This is a genomic window from Cereibacter changlensis JA139 (genome assembly GCF_003034985.1).
Taxonomy (GTDB): domain Bacteria; phylum Pseudomonadota; class Alphaproteobacteria; order Rhodobacterales; family Rhodobacteraceae; genus Cereibacter; species Cereibacter changlensis.
Genome location: NZ_PZKG01000288.1, coordinates 1 through 2,269 on the forward strand (window position 1 = coordinate 1; position 2,269 = coordinate 2,269).

At 73.1% G+C, this 2,269-nt stretch carries 2 protein-coding genes; both read right to left on the minus strand.

The window, feature by feature from the left end; genetic code table 11:
- A partial coding sequence (locus C5F48_RS23300) for a phosphoenolpyruvate carboxykinase (ATP) (protein WP_258186563.1) occupies positions 1-848 on the minus strand: 848 nt, incomplete at its 3' end.
- Positions 845-2,269: asparagine synthase-related protein (locus tag C5F48_RS23305; RefSeq protein WP_146170737.1), on the minus strand; the 1,425-nt coding region annotated here is incomplete at its 5' end. The genes C5F48_RS23305 and C5F48_RS23300, both read right to left, overlap by 4 nt.

Genomic DNA, 2,269 nt, shown 5'->3' on the forward strand with positions numbered 1-2,269 from the left:
GTCCCGGTCGCCGCCAGCGTCGCAGCCTGGCGGAAATGCCGTGCGGCGGCGGCCCCGTTCAGCAGGTCGCGGCCGAAGCGCGCGGCATAGGCGAAGCGCAGCACCAGGGGCAGCGCCTCGGCCGGCTGCACCGGCAGCACCGCCGGGCCCTGCCCCGCCGAGCCGCGCTCCAGCGCATAGATCCGGCCCAGCGGCACCGCCTTGGCTGCGACATGGGCGGGCAGCAGCACGCGGTGCTTGTCGATCGCGTCATGCACCTGCGGCCGGGTCTGCGCCCCCGGCACCTTCAGCCGGGCCAGCGAGGCATCCGACAGCTTCACCTGCGCGAAGCCGGGCAGCAGGATTGGCTGCGAGTCGCCGGTCAGCGCCACGATGTCATCGGCCAGCAAGCCATGCCCCGCCGAGATCAGCGCCGTGGCGGTGGTGGATTTGCCGACGCCCTTATCCGCCATCATCACCGCGCCGCGTCCGTTCACCGAAACGGCACTGGCGTGGAAGGCGAAGAGCCCGCGCTGGTGCAACGCCAAGGCCAGCACCGGCCCGAGCAGCGGGAAGGCCACGAGGTCGTCGCTGACCCCCGCCGCCGGATCGACGGTGACGAGCCCCGGCTCGACCCGGAAGCGCCCCACCGTGTCCCAGAAAAGATCGACCCGCGCCGGGCTGAACCGGCCATGCGGCCCCTCCGGCAGCGGTCGGCGCAGGATCAGCAGGTCGGCGCTGGCCTCGCCCATCGCCGGCGGCAGCTCCGGCAGCGGCACGTCGGAATGCACCGTCAGACCGTAGAGGCTGTAGCGATGCGCGGGCTGCGCCTCGGTCTCGTCAAGGCGGGGGGCGAGGGCCTGCATCATGCCGGGTTTCTCCTGTCGGTGAGGGTCTGGCCATGCGGCGCGTCGATCTGCTCCAGCCATTCGGCCAGCCAGAGCGCCGCCCAGACCTGGCGCAGTGTCGGCGCATCGGCCTCGCCGCGTTGCAACTGGTCGACGCCGGCGCGGAAGGCGCCGAGATCGACGTAATCGGCCATCGCCCCCGGCACGGCGGCCAGATGCACCAGCCGGTCACCGGAGCCGTCGATGAGGTTGCGCCGCGCGTTGATGGTGAAGTCGGACTTGTCGCGCCGCAGCCGGACGCTGTCGGGCAGCACCCCCTGCATCGCGTCGCGCAGCAGGGCGCGGGTCATGCCGTCGTGGAACTTGGCGGCGGGCGGCTGGGCCACGCAGAACTCGACCAGCTTGCGGTCGAAGAACGGATAGCGCGGCTCCACCCCCTGCCGGGCCGCGGAGCGGTCGAGCACCTCGAAGGCCGCCGCGATGCCCGGGTTGGTCAGGAGCCCGATATGGTGCCGCTGGTCCGGGCTGCGCGCGGCCCCCGGCGTGTTGGCGTCGCGCACCCGGTCGACCAGCGCGGTGCGCTTGGCCAGATCGGCGCGCACCATGCGCCGCCATTGCCGGTTGTCGGGCCTGCCGCCGCCGCTCAGCCGCCGCGCCACGCCGCGCAACAGCCGGTTGCCGGCGCTGCCCGCCACAAGATCGAGGAAGACATCGAACTGCGGCTCGCCATAGACCGCCGCCAACCCGTCGGATTCGCGCCAGAGCGACCGCCACTGGCCCTCGCGCGCCAGTTCCTGCAGGCGCGTGACGCCGGATGAGATGACCTCGTCGCCGCCATGCCCGTCCAGCAGCACCCGCACCCCGGCCTCAGCCGCCGCCGCATAGAGCCGGCGCGAGGTCGGCAGGCCGAGCCCGTGGAACGGCTGCTCCTGCTCGGTCAGCAGATCGGCGCTGTCGGTCTCGCCGGTGGCGGCGCCGACCCAGTGCTGGTCGAAACCGCCGAGCATCTGGGTGGCGGCGATATAGGGCCGCTCGTCCAGCTCGGGCCGGTCGTTGAACAGGAGCGAGAACACCGGCAGCGGGCTCGCCACATGCCGCGCCGCCAGCAGCGCCAGCGAGCTCGAATCGAGCCCGCCGCTCAGCATGGCACCCGACGGCCCGCCGCGCAGCCGCGCCGCCACCGCCCGGTCGAGCCGATCGCGCAGCGCCTCGGGGCCGACGACATAATCGCGCGGCTCGGGGTCGAGCGTCCAGTAGCGCCGCACCTCGACCCGGCCCGCCTCGAGGATCATCAGGTGGCCCGGCGCCAGCCGGCTGATGCCGCGCCAGGCGGTGCGGCTGTTGCAGGTCGGCTGGCCCGAGAGGAACTCGGCGATCCAGATCTCGTCCGGCGCCTCCTGCAGGCTGCCGAAGACGCCCAAGAGCGGAGCGATCTCGGAAGC